The following is a 25,505-nucleotide window of genomic DNA, read 5'->3' as shown; positions in this document are numbered from 1 at the left end:
GGTGCGCGAACTCCTGGCGAAGCACCGCGAACTGGTCCGCTTCGCCCTGGTCGGCGGGACGAGCTTCGTCATCACGATGACGATCACGTACGCCTTGAAGTTCACCGTGCTGCGGACCCATCCGGTCACGGCGCTGATCGTCGGTGTGCTGATTGCCACGATCTTCTCCTACGTCGCGAATCGCGAATGGTCGTTCCGCACCCGCGGCGGCCGCGAACGTTCCCACGAGGCGGCGCTGTTCTTCCTGTTCAGCGGGGTCGCGCTGGCGCTGAACGCGTTGCCGCAGTGGGTTTCGCGCTACGTGCTGCAGTTGCAGGTGCCGCACGTGAGCCTGGTCGGGCAGGAGACGGCCGACTTCGTCAGCGGGATGATCATCGGCACTCTGCTCGGGACGCTGTTCCGCTGGTGGGCCTTCAAGAAGTGGGTGTTCCCTACGGAGGGCGCCCGGACGGAACCAGCGCGGAATGACAATCCGGATATTCCGGACCGTAAGGCCGCCTGAGACCTGCCGTGACCTCGAATTCTCTAGACTGCGTTACGTGACCGTCGTCGAAACCGTGCTCGCCCGCACGCCCGAGCCGTTGCGCTCCGTGCTCGTGAGGCACCGGGAGCTGCTGAAGTTCGCGATCGTGGGCGGCACGACCTTCCTGGTCGACAACGGCGTCTGGTACCTGCTGAAGCTCAGCGTGCTGGAGTCGAAACCGACCACGGCGAAGGCGATCGCGATCATCGTCGCGACGATCGTGTCGTACGTGCTCAACCGCGAATGGTCGTTCCGCACCCGCGGCGGCCGCGAACGCGCCCACGAGGCCACGCTGTTCTTCGTGATCAGCGGGGTCGCGGTGGTGGTGAACCTGATTCCGCTGCTGATCTCGCGCTACTGGCTGCACCTGGAAGTGCCGCACGTGTCGCGGTTCGTACAGGAGGTCGCGGACTTCGCGAGCGGGTCGATCATCGGCATGCTGCTGGCGATGGTGTTCCGGTTCTGGGGCTTCAAGAAGTGGGTGTTCCCGGACGAGCTCGGGGAACGGCGGAAGGACGGGGTCACCCGGCTTCCCCGGTGACCCGGCTGGCGCTGGTCGATCTGGACGACACGCTGACCGATCTCAGCGGCGCGTTTTCCCGCTGGGCGGCGGAATTCGCCTCCCAGCACCGGCTTCCCGCGGACGCGGCAGCCTGGCTGATCTCGGCGCGGCGCGGCGGGCCGATGGACCGGTTCTTCGCGGAGGTCCGGCAGCGGTTCGATCTGGCCGAGCCCGCTGAACAGCTGTGGGCGAGTTACCGCGCGAGGATTCCGCAGTTGGTGCAGCTCTACCCCGGCGTGCTGGACGATCTCGGCACCCTGCGCGCCGCAGGATGGCGAATCGGCATTGTCACCAACGGCATGCAGGACAACCAGCTGGCGAAACTCCAGCGCACCGGCCTCGCCAACGCAGTCGACGGTTATTGCATTTCCGCCGCTGTCGGCCTGCGCAAGCCCGATCCGCGCATCTTCCAGCTCGCCGCGCAAAACTGCGGAACCACGCTGACCCCCGACGATTGGGTCATCGGCGACAGCCCTGATCTGGACATCGCGGGCGGGCATAACGCCGGACTGCGCACACTCTGGATCAGCCACCACCGCACGTGGCCGCAAGGTCAACCACCGCACCGGATCGCGGCTGACCTGCGGGAAGCTGTCCAGATCCTCAGCGAGGAACCGGCTCCGCGGGCCACCGCAATTCGCCCACCTCGTCCGGGCGCGGCACCTTCAGGAACAGACTGAAAATCGCCGGACGCTTATTCGACAGTTCCAGCCGTCCGCCGTCCGCCTCGACCAGTGCGCGGGCCAGAGCCAAACCCACGCCGGTCGAACCGCCGCCCGAAAAACCGCGTTCGAAAATGTGCGGCGCGATTTCGTCCGGCACTCCGGATCCGGTGTCCGCGACCTCGATCACCACAGTCCCCTCCGCGTCACCGCGGCGGGCGGACAGCGTGACCGTCCCCGCTCCGTGGCGGAGGGCGTTGTCCAGCAGCACGCCGATCACCTCGCGCAGCCGCGCCGGAGTCACGCGCACCATCAAGCCGTCCGCGACCTTCAGACGCAAATTCCGTCCCTCGACGCGCAGCAGCTGACGCCATTCCTCCGCGACAGCGGGCAACGCCACCGGCAGATCGACCGGTTCGGCGTCTACCTCGCGGGCAGCGCGCGCGGCGGCCAGCAGTTCGTCCAGGGCCTGCGCCAGGCGGTCGGCTTGTTCCTGCGCGGCTCGGGACTCCTCGACGACATCCGGGTCCTCGTGGCCGGTCAAGGGCTCCAGCCGCAGCTGCAGCGCGGTCAACCGGCTGCGCAGCTGGTGCGAGACATCCCCGACCAGCTGTCGTTCCCGCTGCACGAGCTGCGCCAAGGCGGACCCCGACGTGTCCAGGGCTTCCGCGACCATGTCCAGTTCGGCCACGCGGTAGCGGCTCGGATCCGGCCGGAAATCGCCGCCGCCCAGGCGGGACGCGCGGTCTGCGACGTGCCGGAGCGGTTTCGCCAGGCGGCGCGCGGTCACTGTCGCCACCACGGTGCCGGTGCCGACCGACAGGACCACCAGCAGCACGACCAGCAGCGTCACCTGCGTCTGCTTCGTGCGGACCGGACCGCTGGGGATCGCCAGCATCACCGTGCCGCTTCGCGCGGTCGGCACCGATTCGACCACCGGGTCCGGGCCGGGGTTCGCGCCGAGGTGTTTTTCGCTGAAGCCCTCGGCGCGCACGATCAGCATGCCGCCCTCGGGAACGCCGACCCGGAACTGCTCCAGGTCGATCTCCTGGCCGTTCGCGACCTGCGTGTCGACCGTCGCGGCGATGTTGCGCGCCCGTTCGGCCAGGCTTTCCCGGTTGAGGTTCTCCACCAGCCGCCACGCGGTGACGCCGAGCGGGATGCCCAGCACGGCCGCGGTGACCAGCACGGCGAGGAGGATCGCCAGCAGGATCCGGCGGCGCATGCTCATCGGCGGCTACTCGACATTGAACCGGAACCCGACGCCGCGCACGGTCGCGATGCGCCGTTCGGCGTCGGAATGCGCGGGCTTCGCCTGCCTGCCCGCCGCCTCGTCGGCGGCGACCGCGAGTTTGCGGCGCAGCCAGGACATGTGCATGTCGAGCGTCTTCGACGTCTTGGACTCGAGGTCGTTCCACACCTCGGCGAGGATCTCGTCGCGGCTGACGACCTGGCCGGCCCGGCTCATCAGCACGCGCAGCAGCTCGAACTCCTTGTTCGCCAGCTGCACCTCGTGCGAGTCCACAGTGACCAGTCGCGCGCCGAGGTCCATCCGGACGCCGCCGGCCTCCAGCACCTCCGGCACCCGGCGGCGCAGCAGCGCGCGGATCCGCGCGAGCAGTTCGGCCAGCCGGAACGGCTTGGCCACGTAATCGTCCGCGCCCGCGTCGAGGCCGACGACGAAATCGACCTCGTCGGTGCGCGCGGTGAGCATCAGCACCGGCAGTTCGGTGCCGCTCGCGCGCAGTCTGCGGCACACCTCCAGCCCGTCCATCCCGGGCAGCCCGAGATCGAGCACGAGCAGGTCGACCCGGTGCGCGGCGGTCGCGGCCAGCACCGCCGGGCCGTCGGTCACGACCTCGATCTCGTACCCCTCCCGGTGCAGCGCGCGGGACAGCGGCTCGGCGATGGCCGGATCGTCTTCGGCAAGTAGGACCATGCTCACCTGGCCAACCTTACGGCGAACGGGCGTGAAACCATCGTGACCGTGCCTGCCTACTCGGATGACCTCGTTCTCGCCACCCGGCTGGCGGACGCCGCCGACGCGCTGACCACTGCCCGTTTCCGTGCGCTCGACCTCGCGGTGTCCGCGAAACCGGACCGCACGCCGGTGACCGACGCCGACACCGCGGTCGAGGACGCGATCCGCGAAATCCTCGCCGCGCAGCGGCCCGGCGACACGGTCGCGGGCGAGGAACGCGGCGGCTCGGCGGGCAGCGAGGGCCGGGCGTGGGTGATCGACCCGATCGACGGGACCAAGAACTTCCTGCGCGGACTCCCGGTGTGGGCGACGCTGATCGCGCTGGTCGAGGACGGCACGCCGGTGGTCGGCATGATCAGCGCGCCGTTGCTGGGCCGGCGCTGGTGGGCGGCTCGCGGCGAGGGCGCGCACCTGCGCGACGCGGCGGGCGAACGGCGCATGTCGGTGTCGAAGGTAGCGACGCTCGGCGACGCCTATCTGTCCACGACGGACTTGAACAGCTGGACCGAGTACCACTCCCGCGAGAAGTACCTGGCGCTCACCGAGGCGTGCTGGGAGTCCCGCGCGTTCGGTGATTTCTGGAGCCACTGCCTCGTCGCCGAAGGCGCGATGGACGTCGCGGCCGAGTGCATCGTGAACCCGTGGGACGTCGCCGCCGCGCAGGTGATCGTCACCGAGGCGGGCGGGCGGTTCACCGATCTTTCCGGTGCGGAGACCTACGAGGGCGGCTCAGCGCTGTCCACGAACGGCCTCCTGCACGACGAAGCGCTGGCCGTGCTCCGCCGTCAGTGAGCGCCGGGCAGCACGCCGACCGCGCCGCGCGCCACCTGTGACCAGGTCAGCCTGCCGAAGAGGTAGTGGCAGGCGACCTGCTCGGAGGTGAACGCGGCCCAGTCGTAGCGGTTGCCCTGCTCGCGCCAGAACACTTCCCAGCCGCCGTCCGCGGTCGGCAGCAGGCACCACGTGTTGTCCGCTTCCCGGCCGATCGACACGACTTCCCCGGGCACTCCGATGACGTCCAGCCATTTGCGAATCGACTGGGTGTTCATCGTGCCTCCCGCGTGACGTCGACCAGGAATCCCAGCGTGACCAGTTCGTCCGCGGAGAGCACCGCACGGTAGCGGATTCCGCCGCCTGGCCCGTCGAACCACTCCGCCGACGTGGTTTGCCACACCGGCATCGGCTTCAGCACGCGATACCGGCGGTAGCCCGACCGCAGCGCGGCGGGCGGCAGCGCGCGTTCCGCGAACGGCGTGCCGTCCGGCGCGAACACGCGGCCGTGGTCGCTGCCGAAACGGTCCAGCAGCGTGTTTTCCGGCAGTACCACCGGATTCGGCTCTTCGACGCCGCCCTCCGCGGGCGGCCACACGTACTCGGCGCCGACCACGAACCGGCTCTCCCACTCGGGACCCTCCGGCGCGACATAGCCTTCGACGACCGCCTCGGGCGGCTCCGGGTCCACCGGCGGCGCGGGCGAACGCCGGAAGCCCTGCTTGACGTATCCGAGCACCGCGGAGTCGTCCAGCAACGCCGATTCCGGATGGTCGAACAACGGACGCCGCGCGCCCTCGGCGCCCGCGTCCGCGGGCAGCGGCAACTGCCGGTCCGGACGGTCCGCCGCCACCGGCAAATGCCCGAGCGGGAACATGTGGACGGCGAACAGCGCCAGCACGCTTTCCCGGTCGGTGCGCGGAGAACCGACCGGCGGACGGCTGTGCGCGGGCAGCACGCCGGTGCCCGAAGGCGGGGTGGGCACCTCGTCGAAGCCGCGGTGCAGCAGCCCGCCGTATTGGGCGGGCACGCGCACCGGGCCGGTGGCGACGTCGGTGTCTGCCGGTTCGGGCTGGTCGGACACTGGCACCCTCTTCTCGGTCGTGCCGGCACCGGGTCGGACGCTCGCTCGCACCAGGAGGTTCCGGGCGAACGGGAAGCCCACCTTATCGGGCGATCGCGATGCGCCGCCGCACCAACGCGCGGGCCGCGCCGCGCTTCTCGACCACCTCGAACCCCGCGTCGGCGAACATGCCGGCAGTGCCGTGATAGAGGTCCGAGGAGGTCGACCGAGGGCCGACCTCCACCGGATACCCCTCGACAGTTTCCGCGCCCTGTTCGGCGGCGTAGTCCACGGCAGCCCGCAGCAACGCCGACGCCAGCCCGCGACGGCGGCCACGACGGTGGATGTAGAAGCAGGTCACCGACCAGACCGCGCCGGGTTCGTCCGACGCCATCACGCGCGACCGCGCCAGCCGCGGATTGTCCTTCCGCGGCGACACGGCCACCCAGCCCAGCGGCTCGCCGTCGACGATGCCCAAGAGCCCCAACGGTTTCCCGTCCTGGGCCTCGCCTCGGACATGCTCCTTGCGACCGTCGCGACCGGCGGCCTTGTAGTCCGGACCGCTGAGCCGGAAGAACGTGCACCAGCAGCCGCCCTGTACCCCGCCGGGGCCGAAGAGCCGCTCGAACAACGGCCATGTCTCCGCGCTGAGCGGAACGAATTCGGGAGCGCTATCCGGCAAGCGCGTTCACGACCCGCGACGGCGACGGACGGCCGAGCTGCCCTGCCATCCACACGCTGGTCTCCACCAGCTTGCCGAGATCGACGCCGTGCTCCACACCCAGCCCTTCCAGCAGCCAGACCAGATCCTCGGTCGCCAGGTTGCCGGTCGCCGACTCGGCGTACGGGCAGCCGCCGAGGCCGCCGGCCGACGAGTCCACAGTGGACACACCGGCGCGGAGCGCGGCCTCGGTGTTGGCCAGCGCCTGGCCGTAGGTGTCGTGGAAGTGCACGGCGAGTGCCGAGGTGTCCCCGAACGCCTCGATCAGCCGGGTGACCTGGTTCGTGGTCGCGACGCCGATGGTGTCGCCGAGCGAAAGCTGCGAGCAGCCGAAGTCGAGCAGCCGCTTGCCCGCGCGCACGACCTGCTCCACGTCGACCACGCCCTCCCACGGGTCGCCGAAGCACATCGACAGGTAACCGCGGACTTCGAGGCCCTCCTTGCGGGCCCGCGTGACGACCGGTTCGAACATGCCGAACTGGTCGTCGAAGGTCGAATTCAGGTTGCGCTGGGCGAAGGTCTCGGTCGCGCTGGCGAAGATCGCGATGTGGTCGACGCCCGCGTCGAGCGCGCGGTTGAGGCCGCGGTCGTTCGGGACCAGCACCGGGTAGCGGACGCCGTCGTGGCGGTCGAGCCCGGCGAGCAGCTGTTCGGCGTCGGCGAGCTGCGGCACCCACTTCGGGTGCACGAAGCTGGTCGCCTCGAGGGTGGTCAGCCCGGCGCCGGCGAGCCGGTCCAGGAATTCGAGCTTGACCTCGACCGGCACGACCGAGCTCTCGTTCTGCAGCCCGTCGCGCGCCCCGACCTCCCAGATCTCGACCCGCGGCGGCAACCCGCCCGCGGGGACCCGTTCCGGCAGGCCGACCTCTCGAGCACCCACGTCAGCGTCTCCTTCCGCGCGGTTCCCGGCCGCGCGGGGGCAGAGGTTCGGTGTCCTGCGGACCGGGCGCGCCGTGGTAGTCGTCGTAGGGATTGTCGTTGACTTCGCGGTAAATGACCGTGTGCACGTGCTCGACGTGGGGAATGTCATCGAAGCGCAGCGGCTCGTCCGAGGCCGATTCGATGATGAGCGTGCCGCAGCCGAAGATCCGGTCGAGCAGGCCGTGCTCGAACTGCACGCTGTTGATCCGCGACAGCGGGATGTCGATGCCGGTGCGCTTGAGCACGCCCTCGCGCGCGATCAGCCGGTCGGTCGTCACGATGAAGTGCGTCGTGCGCCAGCGGACGAGCGGCGCGAGGAACAGCCACACCACCAGGACGAGCGCCACCACCGCGATCGCGATCATCGACACGTTGTTCCACGGACCGGCGAGGTCCCGCGTGACCACGAGCAGCCACACCGCGGCACCGACGGTGATCACGAACGCCAGGAACGGGAAGATCAGCATCTTGAAATGCGGGTGGCTGTGCACCACCACGCGTTCGTTCTGGCTGAGCAAATCGTCCGGATAGGCCACGGCGGGCGCTCCCCTGCGAATGTGTGCCGATGTGGTGGATCCACCGTACCGGCGCGGGCCTCGCGCGGGCGCGCCCGTTCCGGTCAAGCAGGGCGGACGTGCACCACATCACCGGCGAAGACGGTGAGCCGCCGTCCGTCGGGGACGTCGACCTGCAACTGGCCGGACGCGTCCAGGTCCGCGGCGCGGCCGGTGAGCGTCGACCCGTCCGGAAGCTGCACCTGGACGTCCTGGCCGAGCGTCGCGCAGCGGGCGCGGTAGTCGCCGAGCAGACCGGCCTCGGTGAGGTCGCCGCCCGCCGTCCGCCAGCGGCGTTCGAGGTCGTCGAACCTGGTCAGCAGGCCGAGCGCGATCTCGGTGCGGTCGGTGGTGGTCGCGCCCTGCTCGGCGAGCGAGGTCGCGGGAAGACCGCCCGGACCGGCCGGGACGTCGTCGCCGAGCGGCAGGACGTTCAGCCCGATGCCGAGCACCACGGCCGCGTCGTCGGCGCCGACGGCCTCGGCGAGGATGCCCGCGCACTTGGCCCGGTCCGGCCCGGCGAGCACGTCGTTAGGCCATTTGAGGGCGACGTCGACGCCCAGATCGGTGGCGAGCGCGTGCACCGCGAGCCCAGCGACCACGGACAGTGAACCGAGCGCGGAGAACGGCACGCCCGCCGGGCGCAGCGCGATGCTCAGGTACAGCCCGGCGCCCTTCGGCGAACTCCACGAACGAGCCCGCCGTCCGACCCCTGCCGTCTGGTGTTCGGCCAGCAAAACGGTCCGGTCCGCCGCTCCCGCGACGAGCGCTTCCCGCAGGTCAGCGTTGGTGGAACCGGTCGTCTCCACGACGTCGAGGCGGGCGTAGCGGCCGCCGAGTCCGTCCCGCAGCCGCGCCGCGTCGAGTTCAGCCATGTGCCCACAATATGAGAGTCCCCCTAACGTGCAAGCCGTTCGCTCGTTACCCAGAGGTGCGCTCTTCTAGATTGGACGCCGTGACGCCGGAGACCCCCACCGCCGACGCGCCGCCGAAGCCCGCTTGGGCTCGCGGCGCGCTGTATCGCGGGCTCGTGGCGTTGCCGCTGGTCGCCGGCCTCGCCACCGCGGGCTGGCTGGTCGCCGGACGCGACCAGCCCGCTCCCGTTCCGGCGCAGGCCGCGCTCACCGCGCCGGTGCCCACCCAGACCGTCAGCGGTCCGTCGGTGCTGCAGGCGAGCGCTCCGGTGCAAGCGCAGGAACCGGCGCAGGGCGCGGCGGGCGGAGGCGGTGGTCCGGCCCCGCTGCAGAAGTGGGCGGATTCGCTCGCCGGGCCGCTGGACATCCCGGCCCCCGTTTTGCTCGGGTACGCCAACGGCGAGCTGACCATGCGCAAGGAACGCCCGGACTGCCACCTGTCGTGGGTCACGCTGGCGGGCCTCGGCGTCGCCGGCAATAACCACGGCCGCGGCGACGGCGAGCCGATGGGGCTTTCGACGCAGCAGTGGAAGAAGTACGGCGCGCAGATCCCCGGCATCGCGAATCCGGCGCTGTCCGACCCGTCGGCCGCGTCCGTCGCGGCGGGACGCGCGCTGTGCGCGAGCGGCGTCGATCTGTCCGCGGGCAACGGCTGGTGGAAGGCCGTGGCCGGTTACGAGAACGGCAGCGGCATGGAGCTGTTCCGGCAGCGCGTGCTCGGCTACGCCCAGCTGTACGCGACGCTCTCCCTGGACCCGGCGAAGGCGAACGCGCCGTCGGTGCGCGCCACACGATTCGCGCTCGGACAGCTCGGCCTGCCGTACGTGTGGGGCGGCAACGGCCCCGACGCGGGCGCGGCCGGATTCGACTGCTCGGGTCTCACCAAGGCTTCCTACGACAGCGCCGGGGTTTCCTTGCCGCGCACGGCGGACAGCCAGTTCCGCTCGATGCCGCCGGTTCCGGCCGGGCAGGAACCGCAGCTGGGCGACCTCGTCTTCTACGGCAGCCAGGCGCACATCCACCACGTGGGGCTGTACCTGGGGAACGGCCTGATGATCAACGCGCCGACCGAGGGCCAGGCGATCCAGATCCACACGTTCCACCGGCCCGGCGACGACTACGCCGGGGCGGGGCATCCGGCGAACTGACGTCGAACCTCAGGATCAGCGGCAACTTTCCCGTTTCCGCACGCAGCGCCCGTCTGTCGCTTATGCTCCGGAGCATTCTTCCTGACGGGAAAGGCACGCCATGTCCGCTCGTATGCTCCCCTTTCTCGCCGTGGGCGCTGCCCTCCTGATCAGCAGTTGCTCCGGCGAAAGCGGCGGCACCGCGGCTCCCGCTCCCTCCGCGCCCTCGAGCGCACCCGCGTCTTCCTCAGCCGCGCAGCCGTCGCCGTCGACCTCGGCGGCACCGCCGTCGTCCTCCTCCGCGGCGGAGTCGACCGGCGGCGACGCGGTCGAGCGGTACGAAGCCTTCATGCACGCGGCGGGCAGGCAGGACCTCGCGACGGTGTGCGAGATCGCCGGTCCGGCCGCCAAGCAGGCGGAAGACCAGGGCATGGGACCGTGCGAGAAGACCATGCCGATGGCGTTCCAGCTGATCTCCCCGGCGCAGAAGAAGGCCCTGCAGACGGCCACGGTCGACCGGTCCAAGATCAAGGAAGGGGCCAAGCGGGTCGAGATCCCGGCGCGCGCGGTGAAGGCTTCCGTCAAGTTCACCGACAGCGACCTCGGCGACGCGGTTATGGAGAATCGCGGCGGGAAATGGTACGTAGTCGACTGACCCAGTGCGCGGCACCCGCGCGACGGGCCACTTCGGCGGCCTTGCGGTAGTGCTCGTCGGGCGGCAATCCCAGCCGGACAGCCAGTTCGCCCAGGTAGTAGGCGACCGGGCCGAGCGTCACCACACCGGAACCGGCACCGGCCAGTTCGTTCTCCGCGGGAGCCAGTCGCGCATACAGTTCGCGTGCGTCGCCAGTCGAGACGGTGAGGCACGCGCGGAGTTCCAGGAACAGGTCCGGGCGGTCCGGCGGCAGCGTGAAGTCCACTGTGGACTCCAGGCCGTGCTGGATGTAAAGGCAATGCCGGGCCAGCGGCAGCAGGCCGCGGTCCACTCCGGACATCCCGCTGCCGGACAACCGGGCCGCGGCGCTGCGGTAAGCGGCTTCCGCGGCGGCGACCGGACCGGTGACGGCCAGGCGGAGCGCGCGGTACCAGTCGGTGAACACGCTGACGAGCGGGAGGTCGTACTGCTCCCCCAGCCGGTCCGCCGCGGTCGCGTGGATGTCGGCGGCGGCGAAGTCGGCCAGCGCTGAGCGGGCCTGCATCAGCACCAGGTGACCGAGCACCTCGAACGTCACCAACCGGTGCCGGGCGGCCAGTTCGACCAGTTCCTCGCCGATCCGGGCGCGCTCCGGGGCCAGACCGGCGCGGGTGAAGGTCTGTGTCCAGCGTGCGTTCAACGCCAACCCCAGCAGCGCCGGATCCTCGGCGGACCGCGCCAGTTTCTCCGCCTCGACAGCCGCGTCGTGGGCGCGTTGACCGCCTTCGTTGCGCAGTTCCAACGCGATGGTCGCCAGCAGCCGGGCACGTACGAGCGGATCGGTGGCGTGCACGCGTTCGGCGGCGTCGGCGATGCGGCGCGCGAGCACGGGATCGTCGTTCTCGGTCCAGATTCCCGGGACGTCGAAGGCGGTCAAAACGCGGATGGTCAAAGCGGAATCGTCGCCGGCGAGGTCCAGTGCCTCGGCGCGGTAGCGGCGCGCGGCGGCCAAGGAACCGGTGAACGCGGACGTCCGGGCGAGGCCCATCAGCAATTCCACCGTACGCGGGCCTTGCGCCAAAGCGGCTTGCCAGAGCCGAAGTGCTTCGTGCGGCGCGAAATCTCTTTCGGCACGTTCCGCGGCTGCTTGCGCGTAGGCGGTGCCGCGATCGTCTCCGGCGAGCAAGAAATGGTGCGCCAGCAAGGAAATCGCGGACGGCCGACGGCTCGCCAACGCCTCGCCGACTTCGCGATGCAGCTGTGCGCGTCGAGCGAGCGAAAGGTCATCGTAGACGGCGTCGCGAACGAGCGCGTGCGCGAACCGGAACGCCCTCGGTCCACTCTCGACCAGAAACCCTGCCTGCACGGCGGTTTCCAGCTCGTCGAGCACGTCACCGAGCAGGCCGAGGTCGACGTCCGCGCCGATCACCGCGGCCTTCCCGAGCACTGCGCGTACGTGGTCGGGCAACGCGGCGATCCGGTTCCGGACGACGTCGCGGACCCCGTCCGGTAGGTCGCCTTCGGCATCCAGCGCACGGGCAAGTTCCTTGACGAAGAACGGATTTCCGCCAGAACGCCGGTGAATCACCGCGGCCGACTCGGGACCGACCAATTCGGCAACCGCCTCGACCGAAAGGCCGCCCAGATACAGCCGAACCGGGTCGGCGCGCGCGAGTCTGCCCAAGGCCGCGGTCAGTTCTGCGGAGACCTCCGTGGTCCGATACGTCGCGACCAGCAGCACCGGAGCCGCGGTCATCGACGTCAGCAGTGCCAGGGTTTCCTCGCCAGCCCACTGCAAATCGTCCAGAACGAGCAGCAACGGACCCCGGCGAGCCACCTCGGAAATCCGTGCCGCCATCGCCTGATGCCACTCGAACCGCGCGACCGCCGGATCGCCGCCGGTCGCCCGCGGCGGGACCGGTTCGCCCAATGCAGCAAGAATCCGTGTCCACGGCCAAGCGGGCGGCACTCCGGCACCATCCGGATTGAGGCCCCACGCCGTGGTCCAGCCCAGCCGCGCAGCGAATTCCTCGACGAGGGCCGTCTTGCCCGCACCCGCCTCGCCGGACACCAGCACGAGGCGGAATCGCTTGCGGTCAGCCACTTCCGCCGCGACCTCGGCGAGCCGCGCCAGCTCCGGATCCCGCCCGGCCAGCCGGCCGGAAACAGCCGGGGCCAACTGCGGAGCCTGCGCCAGGATGTCCTGCTCCACCTGCCGCAACGCCGGTCCAGGATCGACCCCCAGCTCCGCCGCCAGCCCAGCCCGCGCCCGACGCAAGGCAGCAAGCGCGTCACCCTGACGACCAGCGCGGTACAACGCGAGCGACAGCAGCCGCCACGCTTCCTCGCGCAGCGGATGAGCGTCCACAAGGGACTCCAGGTCCGGCACGGCTTCGGCAGCACGGCCGAGATCCAGCAGACCCGCCGCCCGCCGCTCCAGCGCGAGCAGCCGCAGTTCGTCCAGGCGAGCCCGTTCGGCCCGCGCCCAGGGCTCGTCCGCGAACTCCGCGTACGGCTCACCTCGCCACCAGCCGAGCGCCTCGTCCAACTGCGCGACCGACGGCGTCCCGCGCAGCAACGCCTCGAACCGCCACGCGTCGACCTGCTCCGGTTCCGCACGCAGCGCATATCCCGGCCCGGCGGTGACCAGCAGTTTCGCGGGCGTCCGCGGCGGACGGTCCGGTTCGAGCGAACGCCGCAGCGCGCCGACGAACGTCTGCACCGCACCGACCGCACCCGCGCGCGGCTCGGTCCACAACGCGTCGACCAGCGCGTCCGTCGACACCACCTGCCCGCGGGCAACCAGCAGGCGCGCGAGCACCGCGCGATGCCGCGGCCCGGGCAACGCGACCGGCCCGCGTGCGTCGCAGGCCGCCAAGGGGCCGAGCACCGAGAACGAGATGGTCATCAGTTCCGTACTGTAATCAGCTCGGTCGTTGCTGATCGGTTGCTGATCGGCCCTGCGCACGCTGGGTCGCATGAACTTCGACTACCAGCGGGTGCCCGTCGCCGACGGCGTGTCCCTCAACGTGGCGGTCGCGGGCTCCGGCTCGCCCGTCGTCCTCCTGCACGGCTTCCCGCAGACCCACCTGATGTGGCGGCACGTCGCCGCCGACCTCGCCGCCGACCACACCGTGCTGTGCCCTGACCTGCGCGGATACGGCGACAGCGACAAGCCCGCCGACGACGGCGAGACCTACTCGAAGCGCACCATGGCCGCCGACGTCGTCGCCCTCGCGCGCGCCTTCGGCCACGAAAAGTTCGCGCTCGCCGGGCACGACCGCGGCGCGCTCGTCGCCATCCGCGCCGGCCTCGACCACCCGGACCACGTGTCCCACCTGGCCATCCTCGACGTGCTGCCGACGCTGGACATGTGGGAGGTGCTGCACGGCGTCAGCGCGTCCGTCGCCTTCCACCTCTACCTGATGGCGCAGCCGCCCGGCCTGCCCGAGCAGTTGATCAGCGGCGCACCGGACGCGTTCTTCAGCTACTTCCTCGACCAGTGGGGCGCCGACCCGGAGTCCATCCCGGCCGACATCCGCGCCCGCTATCTCGAAGCGAGCCGGAACGCGGTCCCGTCAATCGTCGCCGACTACCGCGCCTCCGCGGGCATCGACATCGAACACGACCGCGTCGACCGAGACGCGGGCAACCAGCTGAAGATGCCGACTACGGTGCTGCAGCAGGGCTGGGGCGACGCGCTGGGCTTCGACGCGACCGCGCTCTGGCGCGCGTGGGCACCGGACCTTGTGCACGAAACCGTGCACAGTGGACATTTCATGGCCGAGACTTCCCCTGCCAGCGTTACGAAATCGCTGCGGGACCTGCTCGCGCGCTGACCCGCCGAAAGTCGTGCCCCGGACGAGTGGTCGCCAGTTATTCACCCACCGGCCGCTCTCCGGGACGCCTTCTCCGTGGCACGGTCTATGCCGCTCCCACCTGAGCGCATTTCCCGGCCGATCTTGGAGGACCTGTGTTCCGCAAGCGGATCGTGGCCGCCGTCGCGACGGCGATTCTCGGTGCGGCGACCGCCGCCCAACCCGCCTCAGCAGCGGCGTCCGTGCCCACCTTCGACCACATCGTGCTCGTCATGTTCGAGAACGAATCGTCGACGTCGATCGACTCGACCACCGCGCCCTACTTCGCCTCGCTCGCCGAGCAGGGTGCGAACTTCACCGACTCCCATGCGATCACGCACCCGAGCCAGCCGAACTACGTCGCACTGTTCTCGGGCGATACCCAGGGCGTCACCGACGACACCTGCCCGCAAAACCTCGGCGCGAAGGACAACCTCGGTTCGCAGCTGGCCGGCGCGGGGAAGACCTTCACCGGCTACTCGGAGTCCATGCCGTCCGACGGCTACACCGGCTGCTCGTCCGGCGAGTACCGGCGCAAGCACAACAGCTGGGTCGACTTCTCGAACGTGCCCGCGTCGAGCAACCTGCGCTACTCCCGGTTCCCGACGGACTACTCGCAGCTGCCCAGCGTCGCGTTCGTGACCCCGAACATGTGCAACGACATGCACGACTGCTCGGTCGGCACCGGCGACACCTGGCTGAAGAACAACCTCGACGGCTACGCACAGTGGGCCAAGACGCACAACAGCCTGCTGATCGTGACGTTCGACGAGGACGAAGGCACCTCGACCAACCAGATCTACACGTCGTTCACCGGCGCGCACGTGAAGCAGGGCGACTACGCGGAGACCATCAACCACTACACCGTCCTGCGCACCATGGAGGCCGCCAACGGTCTCCCCGGCCTCGGCAACGCAGCTGGCGAGACGCCGATCACCGACGCCTGGCAGTGACGCGCACCGGTCGCGGCCGCCTCGCCGGGGCCGCGGCCGGGGTGCGCCCAGCTGTGCCGAACTGGAATGTCAGACTAGTCCGACCAGCGGATCTGACAACCAGGGAGAGCAATGGGCGACGGGCAATCTGCCGCCGAGGTGCTCTCCGCGGAACTGGCCGCACTGCGCGCGCGGGCCGGGAATCCGTCGTTCCGCAAGATGGCCGACCGCTCCGGGCGGATCTCGCACACCACGCTGCACGAGGCGGTCCGCGGCACCCGGTTCCCGTCGTGGGACACCACGCGCGAGTTCGTCCGGGCGTGCGACGCGGACGAACAACAGTGGCGGCGACGTTGGGAAGAGCTGAAGGGCGTCCCTCCGGAGCCCGCGGTTCCCGTCGTCGACGCGACCGAGGCCGACATCGTCAAAACGGCGGCGGAGCCAGTGCTGATCAGCGCGGAACCGGCCGTCCCGGAGAAGCCCCGGCGCCGTCGTAAGTACGCGCTGGCCGCGGTTGCGTCCGTCGTCGTGCTTGTCGCCGCGGTCGGCGCGATCGTGGTACCGAAGCTGAAGAGCGGCAGCCTGGTCGACGTCGGTGCGCGCGTCGCCGGCGACAACTCGAAGTTCGTCGGCGACGTGACCGTGCCCGACGGCACCGTGATCCACGTCGGCGAGACCGTCCAGAAGGTATGGGAGCTGCAGAACACCGGCTCGGTGGCCTGGCATCAGCGCTACCTGCAGCGGATGGACCTGCCGCCGAGCCCGGGAAGCTGCCGCACCCCGGACCGGGTGCTCATCGGCGACACCCCGCCGGGCGATCACGTGATGGTGAGCGTTCCGCTGACCGCTTCGCCCGCGCCGGGGCGCTGCTGGATCGGCTGGAAGATGGTCGACGCGAACGGCAAGGAGTTCTTCTCCACCCGCCGTCCGGTGTACGTACTGGTGACGGTCGTCTCCTGACGCGTGTCAGATTCTGTAAGACCTGGTCACCGGGGTACCGAACACCCTGGTCCGCTCGCAAGGATGAGTGCCGCTGGGGGTCGGTCCGTGGCAGCCCGCGAACAGCGCTGCCACGGACCGCCGCGTTCAGGCCGGACGCCGGAAGGTGGTCCGGTACGCGCTCGGCGACACCCCGAGCGCGGCCTGCAGGTGCTGGCGCAGCGACGCCGCCGTCCCGAATCCGCACGCCGCGGCGACCCGGTCGACCGGCAGCTCCGACTCCTCCAGCAACTGCCGCGCACGCTCCACCCGCTGCTGGGTCAGCCACTGCAGCGCGGACATCCCGACCTCGTCCCGGAACCGCCGGGTGAACGTCCGCGTGCTCATCGACTCGCGCACCGCGAGGTCGCGCAGCGTGATCGGCTGGTCGAGATGCTCCAGCGCCCACGCCCGCGCGGCCGAGGTGGACGACGACCGCGGCTCCGGCACCGGACGGCGGATGAACTGGGCCTGCCCGCCCTCGCGATGCGGCGAAACGACCGTGCCGCGAGCGACCTCGTTGGCGACCGCCGCGCCGAAATCACGCCGGATCAGGTGCAGGCAAAGATCGATGCCGGACGCGACGCCCGCCGAGGTGAAGACGTTGCCGTCCTCGGTGTAGAGCACGTCCGGGTCGAGCTGCACGCGCGGGTATTCGAGCTGGAACTCGCACGCCGAACGCCAGTGCGTGGTCGCGCGGCGTCCGTCGAGCAGGCCCATCGCGGCGAGCACGTACGCGCCGGTGCAGATCGAGGCGATCCGGCTGTCCGGGCACACCAGGCTCATCGCGTGCTTGAGCTGCGGGGTCAGCTGCCGTCCGGTGGGCTCGTACTCGAGCGACGACGCGGGGACGATCACCGTGTCTGCCTCGGCCACGGCCTCCGGGCCCTGCGCGACCGGGATGGTGAAGTCCGAATCGGTGCGGATGTCGCCGGGCTCCGGCGTGCAGGTGACGACCTCGTACAACCGCTCGCCGTCCGCGGATCTGGCCTGGCCGAACAGCCGGTGGACGATGCCGAGTTCCATCACGAGCATGCCGTGCCGCACCAGCACGGCGACCTTGTGCCGCTCCGGATGCCGAAAAACAGCCATGGCCCGATTCTTGCACAAGGTGGCCATCGGGCCACTGTTTTGGGCGTTTCGCCGGTTGCACCCTGGCCTCATGAACGTCTTGTGGATCTACGCCCACCCCGACCCCGCTTCGCTCAACGGCGCGCTTCGCGACGAAGGCGTCGCGACGCTGCGCGATCTCGGCCACGACGTGCGCGAATCCGATCTCTACGCGATGCACTGGAACCCGGTCGTCGACGAGATCGCGACCGTGCCCGAGGACGTCCGGATCGAGCACGAAAAACTCGACTGGGCGGACACGGTCGTCGTCCAGTTCCCGCTCTGGTGGGCGGACACCCCGGCCATCCTGAAGGGCTGGTTCGACCGCGTTTTCGTGCAGGGATACGGCTACGACTACCGCGACGAAACCGGCCACACCCTGCGCTACGGCAATGGCGTCCTGGCCGGGAAACGCGCGATGGTCATCGTCACCGCCGGCGCGCACGAGGACAGCCTCGGCCCGCGCGGCGCGCACGGTTCGCTGGACGATCTGCTGTTCAACGTCCAGCACGCCACGCTCTTCTACACCGGCATGACGGTCCTGCCGCCGCTCAAGGTGACCGGCACGAACCGGATGACGCCGGAGAAGTTCGACTGCGTCGTCGAGCAACTGCGCAAACGTTTGCACTCCCTGGAAACGACCGATCCGCTCCCGTACCGCACGCAGGACGGCGGCGACTACGACCGGCGGCTCGTCCTGCTTCCCGAAGTCGCCCCAGGTCAGACCGGGTACGGCGCGCATCTGACGGCTTGACCCGTATATACCTCCATGGTTATATACGGGTATGGCGATCCTGCGAACCACTCCCGGCGGACGACCGAGCGTCACCCTCGAACGGACTCTGGCCCATCCGCCGCAGAAGGTGTGGCGCGCGGTCACCTCGCCGGAAGAACTGGCGCACTGGTTCCCCGCCGCGGTCACGCTGCCGGACGCCCCGGCGCCAGGCGGGAAGATCACGTTCACCTTCACCGAAACCGGCGACGTCAGCGAGGGCAAGATCGTCGGCTACCGGCCGCCGGAGGTCTTCGAGTTCACCTGGAACTCGGACCTGATCCGGATCGAGGTATCGGCTGACGGCACGGGCAGCAAGCTCGCCTTCACGCACGTCTTCAACCGCGGCGAACCCGACATCGCCCTGCTCGGCGCGGGACGGCACGTCACCGGCTGGGTCGCCTGCCTCGATTCCCTCGAAGCCACGCTGGACGGCCGGACGCCGGAGATGCCGACCGACTGGCACGCGCGGATGGTGCACTACATCGAGGAATTCGGCCTGGAGGACGGCGAGGTCCTGGACGGCGGGACGATTCGGTTCCGCCGGGACCTGGTCTGGCCGCCTGCCGAGGACGTCTGGAAGCGGCTGCCCCAGCCGGAAGCCGGGGCGGAGGTGCTGGAGTCGCGGTCGCCGGAGGTGCTGGCCTACACGTGGCTGCACGACGGGAAACCGGCCGGGGAGGTCCGGTGGGAAGTCACAGCGGATCCGCTGGACGGGGTGCGGGTGGAGCTGACCCAGACCGTTCCGGCGGAGCTGAAGGAGCAACTGCCGGACCTGCTGACCGCACGGCATGAGCAGCTGAACGCGTTGTTCGCCGGGACGTTCAAGGTGGAACTGGAGCCGTGGTCGGCCGAGCGGAAGGCCGAGGTGCGGAAGCGGTACAGCTAGCCGAGCGCGGTGTTGTACGGCGAAAACCGCACCTCGGCCGGTCCCGGCAACGCTTTTCCGTGAAGCACCAGCCGCGGCGCGGGACCGTGCACCGCGAGCCCGCGCGCCTCGCACCACGCCGACAGCTCCGGAAACCGATGGTCCACCGCCAGCCGCAGATCACCCGACGCGGTGCGGGCGATGCCGCGGATCAGCGCACGAGCCTGGTCCTCGTCCGCAGCCACCACCGGACCGATCACCAGCACCCCGCCTTGCGCGGTGCCGAGCGCGTAACCGTCGTCGGTCACGTGGACGTGCTCGGCCTCGAACAGCATGCGGTTCAACAACTCCCGCCGCGCGAAGCCTTGGGACGCACTGTCCAATTCGTACACTCGCGCCACATCTGCCGGACCGATCGGCCGCGACGCCGGACCGCCGTCGTCAGCGAAGCGGCCGCGATGGTCATTGCAGCCGCCGTCGAACTCGAAGCCCATCGATTCGTACAGCGGACGCGCGTTTTCCGTGGTGTGCAAGGACACCACCGCGTCACCAGCCGCGTCGAGCGCCTCCGCCATCACCCGACGACCGAGTCCCTGCCGCGCGAACCGCTCCGCCACGACCACCATCGACACCGACGCGGTCGGCCCGGTCCGGGTCAGCACCGCCGCTGCGGCAAGACCGCCATCCGGGGCGTCAATGCCGAATCCGCGGCCGACGTCCAGCAGCATCGCCCATTTCCGTTCCTCGCGCGGCCACCCGCGATCGGTTCCGAGGTCGAGGCAAGCGGACAGGTCGGCAGGCCCGAGCGAGCGGACCGAGGCGTCGGCGAGCAGCACGTTGCCCACCCTAGGCCCGGCAGCGGCCGCAGTGGTCGGCTCGACGCCGAAAATTCAACTGACACCCGGCATAGGCTTCGCTGGTGACCGACTCCGAAATGCTGACTGTCCAGCAGGTTCTCGGCGGCGACCGATTCGCCGAAGTCGGCGAGGTGCGGCTGACCGAGACCGATTCCCGTACGGGCTATGTGGCCGTCGGGGGTTCGCTGGGACGTCCGTTGTGGGCCGGGCACAGCGTGTCGGATTCGTCCGAGCCGACCGCCTGGAACCGCGTCGGGGTCTATCGCGGCGACACGCTCGAATGCGTTCACCTCGTGCGCCTGCATTGGCCGGTCAACGCTTTGGCGTTCCATCCGGAGCTGCCGATCCTGGCCATCGGCTCCGGGTCGTACGACGGCGGCTATTTCTACGAAGGCGAGCTGACGGTCCTCGACCTCGGAACCGGCCGCGCGACCTCTTTGCTGCGCGAACGCCGTGAGGTCACTGAACTTCGCTGGCGCGATCGCCAGACTCTCGAAGCGAAAGTGTCCGTGTTCGACGAGAACGAGGAAGAAGAGCGCGGCTTCTCCACAATGGCCGTTGCCATCGCCGTGCCGGACTGGCGAGCCGTGGAGGCCCGTTCGCTGGAGGTCGACGGGCCCGCGACCGAACCCGCCGAACCGCTCGCCGCGGTTGCCGGCGGAAACCACCGACGACAGGTGTGGGCAGTCGCCGCACTGAACGACGGACGGATTCTCGCCAGCCTTGAACACGTCGCCGTGGAGTGCTGGTCGGCCACCGGCGAACGCGAATGGTCCGTGCCCACGTCGGGCGTCGGCTGCCAGCTTTACGTCGACCCCGACGAGAGCACCGCCGTCTTCACCAACTCGTGGGCGGGCTGGACCCGCTCCGGCTCGACGATCGAACGCGTCCAGCTCACTGACGGATACTCCGAAGCGCTCCGGACCTTCGACCACCCCGCCGTGCTCAGCGCCGACGAAACCGGGCGGCTCGCCATCCGTTCGCGTTCCGGGCCGACCGAGGTGCTGCCGTCGGAAAGCCGCGTCGACCTCGGCGGCTACGACCTGATCAACCACTTCTTCGACATCCGCCGCGCACCCGCGCTGTTGTTCCTGCAAGGCATGGGCCCGCGAGCGCACGAGGACAAATGGGTCGTCGCCTTCAATCCCCGGCGGCGGCGCACCGAGCGCTTGTTTCCCCTCGAATGGGACGCGGCCCAAGGCAGGCACCTCTTCGGCGGCCCCGGAGTGTTCGTCGACGGCTCGCTCGTCCACGCGACCGCGATCCACCACGGCGCCGGACTCCTGCCGGGCAACTCCTGCGTCGTCCGCCGCTCCTATCCCGACGGAAAAGCGGAGTGGGTCCACACCGGCGACCACCAGGTCACCGCGATGGACACCATCGGGTACACCGTCTACGTCGCCGACAACTCCGGCGAGATCGTCGCGCTCGACGCCACCGACGGCCGCGAACTCGGGCGGCAACACCTGCAGGTCAACGGCCATCCCGTCGTCCCGCTCTCGCTGAGCGCCCGAGCTCCGGACCGGCTCGTCGTCGGCACGCTCGACGGCCGCGTGCTCGTCTGCGACACAGCGCGGAGGGAGTCCTACGCCACACGCGCGGCAACCGCGCAGTAGCTAAGCTCCGCCACATGAGCAGTGCGACGCAGCCGCTCGGGACGCCGCCCGAGGGAGAACCGGACATCCACACGACGGCCGGCAAGCTCGCGGATCTCTACCGCCGCTACGACGAGGCCGTGCACGCCGGTTCGGCGCGCGCGATCGAGAAACAGCACGCCAAGGGCAAGAAAACCGCCCGCGAGCGGATCGATCTGCTGCTCGACGAGGGCTCGTTCGTCGAGCTGGACGAGCTGGCGCGGCACCGCTCCACGAACTTCGGGCTGGAGAAGAACCGCCCGTACGGCGACGGCGTCGTCACCGGCTACGGCACCGTCGACGGACGTCCGGTGTGCGTGTTCAGCCAGGACGTGACGGTGTTCGGCGGCGCGCTCGGCGAGGTCTACGGCGAGAAGATCGTCAAGGTGATGGACCTGGCGATCAAGACCGGCCGTCCGATCATCGGCATCAACGAGGGCGGCGGCGCGCGGATCCAGGAGGGCGTCGTCTCGCTCGGCCTGTACGGCGAGATCTTCCGCCGCAACACCATGGCCTCCGGCGTGATCCCGCAGATCTCGCTGATCATGGGCGCGAACGCGGGCGGGCACGTCTACTCCCCCGCGCTCACCGACTTCGTCGTGATGGTGGACGAGACGTCGCAGATGTTCATCACCGGACCGGACGTCGTGAAGACGGTGACCGGCGAGGACGTCACCTTCGAGGAACTCGGCGGCGGGCGCACGCACAACACCAAGTCGGGCGTCGCGCACTACCTCGGTTCCGACGACGAGGACGCCATCGCCTACGTCAAGGAACTGCTCTCCTACCTGCCGCAGAACAACCTGTCCGAGCCGCCGGAGTTCGACGCGAACCAGCCGCCCGCCGGCTTCTTCGAGAACGTCACCGACACCGACCGCGAGCTCGACACGCTCATCCCGGACTCGCCGAACACGCCGTACGACATGCACGAGGTCGTCACCCGCGTCCTCGACGACGGCGAATTCCTCGAGGTGCACGAGCTGTTCGCGCCCAACATCCTGGTCGGCTTCGGCCGGGTCGACGGGCAGAGCGTCGGCGTCGTGGCGAACCAGCCGACGCAGTTCGCCGGCTGCCTCGACATCGACGCGTCCGAGAAGGCCGCCCGGTTCGTGCGGACCTGCGACGCGTTCAACATCCCGGTGCTGACCTTTGTGGACGTTCCCGGCTTCCTTCCCGGCACCGACCAGGAGTGGAACGGCATCATCCGCCGCGGCGCGAAGCTGATCTACGCGTACGCGGAGGCGACCGTCCCGCTGATCACGGTGATTACGCGCAAGGCGTACGGCGGCGCGTACGACGTGATGGGCTCCAAGCACCTCGGCGCGGACGTCAACCTCGCCTGGCCCACCGCGCAGGTCGCAGTGATGGGCGCGCAGGGCGCGGCGAACATCGTGCACCGCAAGACGCTGGCCAACGCGGCGGCGGAGGGTCGCGATGTTGACGCGTTGCGCGCGGACCTCATCCAGGAGTACGAGGACACGCTGCTGAACCCGTACGCGGCGGCCGAACGCGGCTACGTCGACTCGGTGATCGTGCCCGCGCACACCCGCGGCCACGTCGCCAAGGCGCTGAGCCTGCTGCGCACCAAGCGCGAATCGCTGCCGCCCAAGAAGCACGGCAACATCCCCCTGTGAGGCCGCGATGACGGACACTCCCCTGCTCCGCGTAGTCCGCGGCAACCCGGACGACGCCGAACTCGCCGCACTCACCGCGGTGGTCGCCACTGCCGCGGCCGCATCAGCACCCGCTCCCCCACGGCGCCGTACGTCGTGGTGGGGCGACCGGGCGGCCGCGGTGCACGCGCCGAACGCCGCTGGTGACGGGGCCTGGCGCGCCTCGTCGTTGCCTCGCTGAAGTCCCCTGTTGATCCCGGTTCGAGAGCCGGGATCACCTTTTTGCCCACCTGCTAGACTCATTTTCTAAAGTTGGACAATGAGTCAAAGGCGGCGGCGTGGACGAGCACCTCATCCGGGAAACCGAGAAGATCGCCGTCGCGATCGGCCGGATGTTCCCCGGCCTGTGCGAGGTCGTGCTGCACGACCTGCGGGATCCGGACCACGCGATCCGCGCGATCGAGAACAACCTGTCCGGCCGCGAGGTCGGCGATCCGGCCACCGAACTGGGGTTGCGGCGGATCAGCGACCCGGACTACCCGAGCGTCCTGCAGAACTACGCGAACCAGTTCCCGGACGGACGGCCGGTCAAGAGCACGTCGATCGGCATCAAGAACGCCGACGGCGAGTACGTCGCCGCGCTGTGCCTGAACCTCGACGTCTCGGTGCTTTCGCCGCTCACGCACACGCTGAGCAGCCTGGTCGCCACTGACGCTGCGCAGCCCGGGGTCGTCGAAGACCTGCGTTCCCGTACGTCGCGTGAACTGCGGGAACGGATCGAACGCGCGGCAGGCGGCAGCCCGCGTTCCCTTTCCCGCGAAGCCAAACGCGACCTGGTCCGCCGGCTGCGCGACGAGGGGTACTTCGAATCCCGCGACGCCGCCCAGATCATCGCCGACCTGCTCGGCGTATCCCGGGCGACTGTTTACAACTACGCGAAATGAGCACGTCGATGACCGAAATCGTCCTGCGCGACAGCCCTGAACTGTCCGCGCCCGGCGGGCATTACTCGCACACCGCGCAGTACGGCGGGATGGTGTTCGTCTCCGGGCAACTGCCCATCACCAGCGACGGGACCCGGCTGGTGGACGAGACATTTTCCGTGCAGGCCAAGCAAGTTCTGGCCAACCTCGACGCGTGCCTCGCCACCGCGGGCACGAGCCGCGATCGGCTGTTGTCGGTCACCGTCTACGTGACCGACATGGGCGACTGGCCGGAGTTCGACCGGATTTACCGTGCCTGGCTTGGCGACCACCGCCCGGCGCGCGCGGTCGCCGGGTCCAGCACCCTCCACTTTGGAGCGAAGGTCGAGGTGCAGGCAATTGCCGCCGTCTGAGGAAACCCTGGCTGACCCGGACACTCCGTTCGCCGTCGTCGAGCTTTCGCGCGCGCGGCGGAACGCCGAACGGCTCGCTCAGCGGATGCGCGCACTCGGCGTTTCCCTGCGCCCCCATACGAAAACGGCGAAGGCATTACCCGCGACCGCGTTGATGCACGGTGGAAAGCCAGGCCCGATCACGGTGTCGACGCTGGCCGAGGCAGAAGCCTTCGCCGACGGCGGCTACACCGACATCACGTACGCCGTCGGCATCGATCCGCACAAGCTCCCGCGCGTGCTTACGTTGCTGCGACGGGGAATCACCGTGCGCGTGCTGCTGGACAGCGTCGCGCAAGCCTCTGCGATAAGCGCTGCGGCGCGCGAAGCCGGCGTACGGATTCCGTCGCTGATCGAGGTCGACTGCGACGGTCACCGTGGCGGCGTACTTCCCGAAGACCCCGCGTTGCTCACCATCGGACGGCATCTGCACGACTGTCTCGACGGTGTCCTCGTACACGCCGGCGAGTCCTACTTCGCGACAACCCCTGCAGCGCAACGCGAAGCCGCCGCACACGAACGTGAGGTCGCTGTCGCTGCAGCACAACGCCTTCGCGACGAAGGCCTGTACGCAGGCACAGTCAGCGTCGGCTCGACTCCCACCGCACACGCTGCCGACGACCTCACCGGCGTCACCGAAGTCCGCGCTGGCAACTACGTTTTCTTCGACTTGGTGATGGCCGGACTGGGCGTATGCCGCACCGAAGACCTTGCGCTGTCCGTAGTTGTCACCGTGATCGGACACCGCCCCGAGCACGGCTGGATCCTCACGGACGGCGGCTGGATGGCGTTGTCGCGCGACCGAGGCACCGCGAACCAAGCTGTCGACCAGGGATACGGCCTGGTCGCCGACCTCGACGGCGCCCTGGTGCCGGGTCTCGTGGTGACCGGCGCGAGCCAGGAACACGGAATCCTCACCGCCCGCGAGGGACATCCGCTGCCCGACCTGCCGATCGGCACCCGCCTGCGCATCCTGCCGAACCACGCCTGCGCCACCGCCGCACAGCACAGCGGCTACCGAATCCTGGAGAACGGCCGCCTCGTCGACACCTGGCAGCGGATCAGCGGCTGGTGAA

28 protein-coding genes are annotated in these 25,505 nt (G+C 69.7%); 17 read left to right on the top strand and 11 right to left on the bottom strand.

The features are described 5' to 3' along the window. The first annotated feature begins 1 nt into the window (after nt 1). Genes WA670_RS39545 through WA670_RS39535 form a run of 3 tightly spaced genes read left to right on the top strand, consistent with a single transcriptional unit; the run spans nt 2 to nt 1,765 of the window. Complete coding sequence (locus tag WA670_RS39545) at nt 2-502, top strand: GtrA family protein (RefSeq protein ID WP_336161181.1); 501 nt, start codon at nt 2-4, stop codon at nt 500-502. Nucleotides 503-539: 37 nt separating this feature from the next. After that, a complete protein-coding gene (locus WA670_RS39540) occupies nt 540-1,064 on the top strand; it encodes a GtrA family protein (RefSeq protein WP_037816006.1) in 525 nt (174 codons plus the stop codon). Next, entirely contained in the window at nt 1,061-1,765 is a 705-nt protein-coding gene (locus WA670_RS39535) for an HAD family hydrolase (protein ID WP_336161178.1), read from the top strand. The genes WA670_RS39540 and WA670_RS39535 overlap by 4 nt, the downstream gene beginning before the upstream one ends. Here WA670_RS39535 and WA670_RS39530 read toward each other — a convergent pair. Next, a complete protein-coding gene (locus WA670_RS39530; protein ID WP_037816408.1) occupies nt 1,689-2,972 on the bottom strand; it encodes an ATP-binding protein in 1,284 nt (427 codons plus the stop codon). The genes WA670_RS39535 and WA670_RS39530 overlap by 77 nt on opposite strands. Nucleotides 2,973-2,984: 12 nt before the next feature. After that, a complete protein-coding gene (locus WA670_RS39525; protein ID WP_009072764.1) occupies nt 2,985-3,686 on the bottom strand; it encodes a response regulator transcription factor in 702 nt (233 codons plus the stop codon). Nucleotides 3,687-3,728: 42 nt separating this feature from the next. On the opposite strand from WA670_RS39525, the gene hisN reads away from it, so the two are divergent. After that, complete coding sequence (hisN, locus tag WA670_RS39520) at nt 3,729-4,520, top strand: histidinol-phosphatase (protein ID WP_037816009.1); 792 nt, start codon at nt 3,729-3,731, stop codon at nt 4,518-4,520. Here hisN and WA670_RS39515 read toward each other — a convergent pair. From WA670_RS39515 to WA670_RS39490, 6 genes are all read right to left on the bottom strand, one after another. Continuing rightward, nucleotides 4,514-4,777, bottom strand: a complete 264-nt coding sequence (locus WA670_RS39515) for a hypothetical protein (RefSeq protein WP_037816012.1) — start codon at nt 4,775-4,777, stop codon at nt 4,514-4,516. The two genes, hisN and WA670_RS39515, sit on opposite strands and share 7 nt — an antisense overlap. Further along, nucleotides 4,774-5,583: a TNT domain-containing protein gene (locus WA670_RS39510; RefSeq protein ID WP_238608550.1), complete on the bottom strand. Its 810-nt coding sequence runs from the start codon at nt 5,581-5,583 to the stop codon at nt 4,774-4,776. The genes WA670_RS39515 and WA670_RS39510 overlap by 4 nt, the downstream gene beginning before the upstream one ends. A gap of 82 nt (nt 5,584-5,665) precedes the next feature. Next, nucleotides 5,666-6,193 (bottom strand): GNAT family N-acetyltransferase, encoded by a 528-nt coding sequence (locus WA670_RS39505; protein WP_238608551.1) that lies wholly within the window; start codon nt 6,191-6,193, stop codon nt 5,666-5,668. Between the two features lie 40 nt (nt 6,194-6,233). Then, entirely contained in the window at nt 6,234-7,163 is a 930-nt protein-coding gene (locus WA670_RS39500) for a hydroxymethylglutaryl-CoA lyase (RefSeq protein WP_037816016.1), read from the bottom strand. Nucleotide 7,164: 1 nt separating this feature from the next. Beyond that, nucleotides 7,165-7,740: a PH domain-containing protein gene (locus WA670_RS39495; RefSeq protein WP_037816017.1), complete on the bottom strand. Its 576-nt coding sequence runs from the start codon at nt 7,738-7,740 to the stop codon at nt 7,165-7,167. Between the two features lie 83 nt (nt 7,741-7,823). Then, nucleotides 7,824-8,633 (bottom strand): biotin--[acetyl-CoA-carboxylase] ligase, encoded by an 810-nt coding sequence (locus WA670_RS39490; protein WP_037816018.1) that lies wholly within the window; start codon nt 8,631-8,633, stop codon nt 7,824-7,826. Between the two features lie 80 nt (nt 8,634-8,713). Here WA670_RS39490 and WA670_RS39485 point away from each other — a divergent pair, with 80 nt between their 5' ends. Then, nucleotides 8,714-9,820, top strand: a complete 1,107-nt coding sequence (locus tag WA670_RS39485) for a C40 family peptidase (protein WP_037816020.1) — start codon at nt 8,714-8,716, stop codon at nt 9,818-9,820. 130 nt (nt 9,821-9,950) lie between these two features. After that, on the top strand, nt 9,951-10,454 hold the full coding sequence (locus WA670_RS39480) for a hypothetical protein (protein ID WP_238608552.1): 504 nt from the start codon (nt 9,951-9,953) through the stop codon (nt 10,452-10,454). Here WA670_RS39480 and WA670_RS39475 read toward each other — a convergent pair. After that, nucleotides 10,414-13,341, bottom strand: a complete 2,928-nt coding sequence (locus tag WA670_RS39475) for a BTAD domain-containing putative transcriptional regulator (RefSeq protein ID WP_336161172.1) — start codon at nt 13,339-13,341, stop codon at nt 10,414-10,416. The genes WA670_RS39480 and WA670_RS39475 overlap by 41 nt on opposite strands. A 70-nt stretch (nt 13,342-13,411) precedes the next feature. On the opposite strand from WA670_RS39475, the gene WA670_RS39470 reads away from it, so the two are divergent. The 3 genes from WA670_RS39470 to WA670_RS39460 all read left to right on the top strand — a co-directional run bounded on the left by WA670_RS39470 (nt 13,412) and on the right by WA670_RS39460 (nt 16,182). Further along, nucleotides 13,412-14,272, top strand: a complete 861-nt coding sequence (locus tag WA670_RS39470; RefSeq protein WP_336161171.1) for an alpha/beta fold hydrolase — start codon at nt 13,412-13,414, stop codon at nt 14,270-14,272. 134 nt (nt 14,273-14,406) lie between these two features. Further along, nucleotides 14,407-15,243 carry an alkaline phosphatase family protein gene (locus WA670_RS39465; protein ID WP_336161169.1) on the top strand — a complete coding sequence of 279 codons (837 nt, stop codon included), beginning with the start codon at nt 14,407-14,409 and terminating at the stop codon, nt 15,241-15,243. 111 nt (nt 15,244-15,354) lie between these two features. After that, nucleotides 15,355-16,182, top strand: a complete 828-nt coding sequence (locus WA670_RS39460; RefSeq protein WP_336161167.1) for an NBR1-Ig-like domain-containing protein — start codon at nt 15,355-15,357, stop codon at nt 16,180-16,182. A 126-nt stretch (nt 16,183-16,308) separates the two neighbouring features. Here the strand turns inward: WA670_RS39460 and WA670_RS39455 are convergent, their stop codons facing one another. Beyond that, the gene (locus tag WA670_RS39455) at nt 16,309-17,292 is read right to left on the bottom strand and encodes a GlxA family transcriptional regulator (RefSeq protein WP_106961292.1); all 984 of its coding nucleotides are present in this window, start codon (nt 17,290-17,292) and stop codon (nt 16,309-16,311) included. A 70-nt stretch (nt 17,293-17,362) separates the two neighbouring features. Between WA670_RS39455 and WA670_RS39450 the strand changes: the two genes are divergently transcribed. Both WA670_RS39450 and WA670_RS39445 read left to right on the top strand, forming a co-directional pair. After that, on the top strand, nt 17,363-18,064 hold the full coding sequence (locus WA670_RS39450; RefSeq protein WP_336161166.1) for an NAD(P)H-dependent oxidoreductase: 702 nt from the start codon (nt 17,363-17,365) through the stop codon (nt 18,062-18,064). Between the two features lie 31 nt (nt 18,065-18,095). Further along, nucleotides 18,096-18,971 carry an SRPBCC domain-containing protein gene (locus WA670_RS39445; RefSeq protein ID WP_336161164.1) on the top strand — a complete coding sequence of 292 codons (876 nt, stop codon included), beginning with the start codon at nt 18,096-18,098 and terminating at the stop codon, nt 18,969-18,971. On the opposite strand, the gene WA670_RS39440 is transcribed toward WA670_RS39445, so the two are convergent. After that, nucleotides 18,968-19,786, bottom strand: coding sequence for a GNAT family N-acetyltransferase (locus WA670_RS39440; protein WP_336161162.1), 819 nt, complete (start codon nt 19,784-19,786; stop codon nt 18,968-18,970). The genes WA670_RS39445 and WA670_RS39440 overlap by 4 nt on opposite strands. Before the next feature lie 83 nt (nt 19,787-19,869). Between WA670_RS39440 and WA670_RS39435 the strand changes: the two genes are divergently transcribed. The 6 genes from WA670_RS39435 to WA670_RS39410 all read left to right on the top strand — a co-directional run bounded on the left by WA670_RS39435 (nt 19,870) and on the right by WA670_RS39410 (nt 25,504). Continuing rightward, on the top strand, nt 19,870-21,423 hold the full coding sequence (locus tag WA670_RS39435; protein ID WP_336161160.1) for a hypothetical protein: 1,554 nt from the start codon (nt 19,870-19,872) through the stop codon (nt 21,421-21,423). Between the two features lie 14 nt (nt 21,424-21,437). Continuing rightward, entirely contained in the window at nt 21,438-23,075 is a 1,638-nt protein-coding gene (locus tag WA670_RS39430; RefSeq protein ID WP_043831873.1) for an acyl-CoA carboxylase subunit beta, read from the top strand. A gap of 7 nt (nt 23,076-23,082) precedes the next feature. Further along, nucleotides 23,083-23,295 carry an acyl-CoA carboxylase epsilon subunit gene (locus tag WA670_RS39425; protein ID WP_078870578.1) on the top strand — a complete coding sequence of 71 codons (213 nt, stop codon included), beginning with the start codon at nt 23,083-23,085 and terminating at the stop codon, nt 23,293-23,295. A gap of 97 nt (nt 23,296-23,392) precedes the next feature. Then, on the top strand, nt 23,393-23,998 hold the full coding sequence (locus WA670_RS39420; protein ID WP_336161157.1) for a helix-turn-helix transcriptional regulator: 606 nt from the start codon (nt 23,393-23,395) through the stop codon (nt 23,996-23,998). Nucleotides 23,999-24,006: 8 nt separating this feature from the next. Further along, complete coding sequence (locus WA670_RS39415) at nt 24,007-24,390, top strand: RidA family protein (RefSeq protein WP_336161155.1); 384 nt, start codon at nt 24,007-24,009, stop codon at nt 24,388-24,390. Beyond that, complete coding sequence (locus tag WA670_RS39410; RefSeq protein ID WP_336161153.1) at nt 24,377-25,504, top strand: alanine racemase; 1,128 nt, start codon at nt 24,377-24,379, stop codon at nt 25,502-25,504. Before WA670_RS39415 ends, WA670_RS39410 begins: the two co-directional genes overlap by 14 nt. Nucleotide 25,505 lies beyond the last annotated feature (1 nt).

The organism is Amycolatopsis sp. VC5-11, from assembly GCF_037034185.1.
GTDB lineage: Bacteria > Actinomycetota > Actinomycetes > Mycobacteriales > Pseudonocardiaceae > Amycolatopsis > Amycolatopsis nivea.
This window is presented reverse-complemented; position numbering and strand designations above follow the sequence as displayed.

What these genes read in the sequence shown, in the direction of transcription:
- WA670_RS39445 (WP_336161164.1), top strand. Translation starts at nt 18,096, where the DNA reads ATGGCGATCCTGCGAACCACTCCCGGCGGACGACCGAGCGTCACCCTC.
- WA670_RS39470 (WP_336161171.1), top strand. Translation starts at nt 13,412, where the DNA reads ATGAACTTCGACTACCAGCGGGTGCCCGTCGCCGACGGCGTGTCCCTC.
- WA670_RS39490 (WP_037816018.1), bottom strand. Translation starts at nt 8,633, where the DNA reads ATGGCTGAACTCGACGCGGCGCGGCTGCGGGACGGACTCGGCGGCCGC.
- WA670_RS39430 (WP_043831873.1), top strand. Translation starts at nt 21,438, where the DNA reads ATGAGCAGTGCGACGCAGCCGCTCGGGACGCCGCCCGAGGGAGAACCG.
- WA670_RS39515 (WP_037816012.1), bottom strand. Translation starts at nt 4,777, where the DNA reads ATGAACACCCAGTCGATTCGCAAATGGCTGGACGTCATCGGAGTGCCC.
- WA670_RS39415 (WP_336161155.1), top strand. Translation starts at nt 24,007, where the DNA reads ATGACCGAAATCGTCCTGCGCGACAGCCCTGAACTGTCCGCGCCCGGC.
- WA670_RS39475 (WP_336161172.1), bottom strand. Translation starts at nt 13,341, where the DNA reads ATGACCATCTCGTTCTCGGTGCTCGGCCCCTTGGCGGCCTGCGACGCA.
- WA670_RS39425 (WP_078870578.1), top strand. Translation starts at nt 23,083, where the DNA reads ATGACGGACACTCCCCTGCTCCGCGTAGTCCGCGGCAACCCGGACGAC.
- WA670_RS39450 (WP_336161166.1), top strand. Translation starts at nt 17,363, where the DNA reads ATGAACGTCTTGTGGATCTACGCCCACCCCGACCCCGCTTCGCTCAAC.
- WA670_RS39530 (WP_037816408.1), bottom strand. Translation starts at nt 2,972, where the DNA reads ATGCGCCGCCGGATCCTGCTGGCGATCCTCCTCGCCGTGCTGGTCACC.
- WA670_RS39455 (WP_106961292.1), bottom strand. Translation starts at nt 17,292, where the DNA reads ATGGCTGTTTTTCGGCATCCGGAGCGGCACAAGGTCGCCGTGCTGGTG.
- WA670_RS39525 (WP_009072764.1), bottom strand. Translation starts at nt 3,686, where the DNA reads ATGGTCCTACTTGCCGAAGACGATCCGGCCATCGCCGAGCCGCTGTCC.
- WA670_RS39460 (WP_336161167.1), top strand. Translation starts at nt 15,355, where the DNA reads ATGGGCGACGGGCAATCTGCCGCCGAGGTGCTCTCCGCGGAACTGGCC.